The sequence below is a fragment of the Micromonospora sp. KC606 genome, assembly GCF_004348675.1.
Lineage (GTDB): Bacteria > Actinomycetota > Actinomycetes > Mycobacteriales > Micromonosporaceae > Micromonospora.
Window position 1 is genome coordinate 1 of sequence record NZ_SMKN01000339.1, and the last position, 3,546, is coordinate 3,546.

At 70.9% G+C, this 3,546-nt stretch carries 5 protein-coding genes and 1 pseudogene; 3 read left to right on the forward strand and 3 right to left on the reverse strand.

All coding sequences use genetic code 11. The annotated features are described in order from the left end of the window. The 3 genes and pseudogenes from E1193_RS30515 to trxA all read right to left on the reverse strand — a co-directional run. Positions 1–188 (reverse strand): annotated as a pseudogene (locus E1193_RS30515) (MFS transporter permease); the annotation flags it as partial. Beyond that, a complete protein-coding gene (locus E1193_RS30520) occupies positions 185–625 on the reverse strand; it encodes a hypothetical protein (RefSeq protein WP_132186592.1) in 441 nt (146 codons plus the stop codon). The pseudogene E1193_RS30515 and the gene E1193_RS30520, both read right to left, overlap by 4 nt. A 213-nt stretch (positions 626–838) precedes the next feature. Continuing rightward, on the reverse strand, positions 839–1,201 hold the full coding sequence (gene trxA, locus E1193_RS30525) for a thioredoxin (RefSeq protein WP_132186593.1): 363 nt from the start codon (positions 1,199–1,201) through the stop codon (positions 839–841). A gap of 541 nt (positions 1,202–1,742) precedes the next feature. Between trxA and E1193_RS30530 the strand changes: the two genes are divergently transcribed. The 3 genes from E1193_RS30530 to E1193_RS30540 all read left to right on the forward strand — a co-directional run bounded on the left by E1193_RS30530 (position 1,743) and on the right by E1193_RS30540 (position 3,524). Next, complete coding sequence (locus E1193_RS30530) at positions 1,743–2,258, forward strand: MaoC family dehydratase (RefSeq protein WP_132186594.1); 516 nt, start codon at positions 1,743–1,745, stop codon at positions 2,256–2,258. Positions 2,259–2,359: 101 nt separating this feature from the next. Further along, complete coding sequence (locus E1193_RS30535; RefSeq protein WP_132186595.1) at positions 2,360–2,851, forward strand: hypothetical protein; 492 nt, start codon at positions 2,360–2,362, stop codon at positions 2,849–2,851. Between the two features lie 49 nt (positions 2,852–2,900). Continuing rightward, positions 2,901–3,524, forward strand: a complete 624-nt coding sequence (locus tag E1193_RS30540) for an RNA methyltransferase (protein ID WP_132186596.1) — start codon at positions 2,901–2,903, stop codon at positions 3,522–3,524. Positions 3,525–3,546 lie beyond the last annotated feature (22 nt).

The window sequence follows — 3,546 nt, forward strand, 5'->3', positions numbered from 1 at the left end:
GGGGTCGGGGTGGGCAGCGGCAGCAGCCGACCGATCAGCAGCGGCTGGTAGAGCTCGCCGGGCACGTCGACCCGGCTGCGTACCCAGGGCGTGAAGACGACGAGGTCGGCGGCGACGAAGAGGTAGACCAGGGTGCGGAAGGCGGCGACCCGACCGCGGGGAACAGCCTCGGTGAGCCAGCCGATCACCGGATGGTTACCCAGCGCACGGCGGTCTCGTCGGTCCACCTGCCGGTGGGCCGGCCCTGCTGGATGCCGTACCAGCGGATCACGATGCGCACCTCGACCAGCGCCGGGGCGTCGGGGTGCCGTTCGGCGTACGCCTCGGCGACCTGGCGCAGCCGGTCCGGGTCGGCGGCGTACCGCGCCTGCTGGCCCTCGATCTCGGCCCGGCGGATGCCGGTGGCGTCCTGGCCGAGCGCGATCACCGTGCCGGTGCGGTCGACGCCCTCGACCCGGGTGTCGGGGGCCGGCGCGTTCGCTGGCGGGGAGGTGGAGTACATCCGGAACGGGCCGAACGGGAAGTGGTCGTCGAGGCCCAGCAGGGTGCCCGCGAGCAGCAGGCCGACCCCGAGGGCAGTGGCGACCAGCCGGCCTGCCCGGCCGTGGGAGGTCAACGTCTCCATCGGGTCGTGACGATACGGGATCGGCGCATCGTGGTGGCCCCCGCGTGGCGTCGACCCAGCGTGTCGCGGTGGCGACCGGTCCGGGTCGGCGGGCGCCGCTCGACGACGAGGAGGCCATGGCGATCGCGGAGGTTGGTGAGCAGTCCCCGGCTACGAGCGTCGGAGGATGGCGGCCGGACCCCGGTGCGGGGCCCGGCCGTGGTCGGTCGATGCTCAGTGCTTGTGGTCGGACAGCTGCTTGCGGACGTCGTCCATGTTCAGGGCCCGGACCTGCTCGATCAGGTTCTCCAGCGCCGACTCGGGGAGTGCGCCGGGCTGCGCGAAGACGATCACGCCGTCCCGGATCGCCATGATCGTCGGGATGGAGCGGATGTCGAACTTGGCGCCCAGCTCCTGCTGCGCCTCGGTGTCGACCTTGCCGAAGACGATGTCCGGGTGCTTCTCGGCGGAGCGCTCGTAGACCGGGGCGAACCGCTTGCACGGGCCGCACCACTCGGCCCAGAAGTCGACGAGCACGATGCCGTTGCTCTCGGTGACCTCGTCGAAGTTGGCCGTGGTGAGCTCAACCGTTGCCATTGCACTCTCCGATCAGCGGACTGCTTTTTCGTCCGGTAGAACCAGGGCGGTCCGGATGGAATTCCCGGTCGTGGGGTGCCGAAACCGGCCGGCGGGTGGAGCGTGCCGCAGGCCATCGAGGGGCATCTGTCGGACCCGTGTGCGGAACGCAAATGCAACACGCACTTGCGTCACCTGTCGTAATGGGAGCGTTTCCAGGGAGATCGCCACGATTGACCACTACGAATGGGTAACTTGATGGTTGACGAGGGATGATGCAAGCCGCGAAGATCGCCCCTTACCGCTCGGTTGGTTACTCAGAGTAATGTAACAAAAAGGTAAATGTGACGCCCGTCTCTGTCGATGTGTCCACCGCGTGGGGCAGAATCTTGGACATCAGAGCGTGGGCGGCGGGTGCCGGGGAGGGCCCCGCCGCTCATTGCGTCCCCCTCCGGGTGCGGCCGGTGTGACATTTCCACCCCGCCCTCGACCCCGCCGAATCCTTAACCAGCGGTAAGGCATGCTGTGGCGACTCCATCGCCGCCCGTCGGAGGGGACAAGGATGCAGTTCGGCCGCTACTACGAGGAGTTCGAGGTCGGCGCGGTCTACCGGCACTGGCCGGGCAAGACCGTCACCGAGTACGACGACCACCTCTTCTGCCTGCTCACCATGAACCACCACCCGTTGCACCTGGACGCCCACTACGCCGAGTCGGCGACCCACTTCCAGCGCAACGTGGTCGTCGGCAACTACGTCTACTCGCTGCTGCTGGGCATGTCGGTGCCGGACGTCAGTGGCAAGGCGATCGCCAACCTGGAGGTCGAGTCGCTGCGGCACGTGGCCCCCACCTTCCACGGCGACACCATCTACGGCGAGACCACCGTGCTCGACAAGCGGGAGTCCGGCTCGAAGCCCGACCGTGGCGTCGTCTCGGTGGAGACCCGCGGCTACAACCAGGACGGCACCCTGGTCTGCGTCTTCCGGCGCAAGGTCATGGTCCCCAAGAAGGAGTACGCCGCCGCGGCGGTGCCCGACGGCGTAGACCCCGAGCGGCCCAGCTTCCCCCAGCCCCGCTGAAGGCGGTCGTCCACGTCACCCCGCGCCCGTCCCCGCCGTGTTCTGGCCGGGACGGGACCCGCGGCCGCCCCGGCGGCATATGCTGGCGCCGGAGGTCTGAGATGAGCCACTCCCTCGCCGGAGAGCCGCCCTCTGCCGGACGCCGTGCCGCACCAATGACCACCGCCGTCTACTCCGCCGCCGAGTGGGACCTGCTGACCACCCTGCCCGGCCGGGTGCTCGTGGCCGCCGCCGCGCCCGCCCCCGGGTGGCCGCCCCGTGGCATCTCCGCAGGGCTGGCCGGGCTCGACGCGGTCGCTGCCGGCCGGGCCTCCGACAGTGATCTCGTCCGCGCCGTCGTCGCCGCGATCTACGCCCGGCACGACGGCGGCTCGACACCGACCGACGGCCTCGCCGGACTGGTGGACCTGCTCGGCGACTGCCGGGCGGTGGTGCGGGTGCTGCGCCGACGGGCCGACCCGGCCGACTCGGCCGCGTACCGGCAGTGGGTGGAGTCCGTCGGGGTCCGGGTCTGCCACGCCAGAGACCTCACCGGTCCGGCCGACCGGCGCTTCCTCGACCGGCTCGGCGGCGCCCTGGGACTGCGGCGGTGACCGGGGCGGCGTCCGGCGACCGTCCGGCTGTCCGTACCCTCTGGTGACCGTGAGCGAGGATCAACTCGACGTGGGCGTCGGCCCCTGGCCCGGTGACCCGCCGGACGACCCACGGTACGACCCGGAGCTCCTCGCGCACGGCGACCGGCGCAACGTGGTAGACCGCTACCGCTACTGGCGGCAGGAGGCCGTCGTCGCCGACCTCGACGAGCGCCGGCACGACTTCCATGTGGCGATCGAGAACTGGCAGCACGACTTCAACATCGGCACGGTGGTGCGCAACGCCAACGCCTTCCTCGCCGCCGAGGTGCACATCGTCGGGTTGCGTCGGTGGAACCGGCGGGGCGCCATGGTGACCGACCGCTACCAGCACGTCCGGCACCATGCGACGATCGAGGAGTTCGTCGCCTACGCCACCGGGGCGGGCCTGCCGGTGGTGGGCATCGACAACCTCCCGGGCTCCCGGCCGCTGGAGACCGCCACTCTGCCCCGGCGCTGCGTTCTTCTCTTCGGCCAGGAGGGGCCTGGGCTGTCCGAACCGGCGCGGGCCGCCTGCGACCAGCTCTACTCGATCGCCCAGTACGGGTCGACCCGGTCGATCAACGCCGGGGTGGCCAGCGGCATCGCCATGCACGCCTGGATCCGGGCTCACGCCGCCCCGCCCCCGGCCTGAGACTCCGCCCTCGGCCTGACAC

Excerpts from the sequence above, each read along its gene's own strand:
- E1193_RS30530 (WP_132186594.1), top strand. The coding sequence starts at position 1,743 with ATGCAGTTCGGCCGCTACTACGAGGAGTTCGAGGTCGGCGCGGTCTAC.
- E1193_RS30535 (WP_132186595.1), top strand. The coding sequence starts at position 2,360 with ATGAGCCACTCCCTCGCCGGAGAGCCGCCCTCTGCCGGACGCCGTGCC.
- trxA (WP_132186593.1), bottom strand. The coding sequence starts at position 1,201 with ATGGCAACGGTTGAGCTCACCACGGCCAACTTCGACGAGGTCACCGAG.
- E1193_RS30520 (WP_132186592.1), bottom strand. The coding sequence starts at position 625 with ATGGAGACGTTGACCTCCCACGGCCGGGCAGGCCGGCTGGTCGCCACT.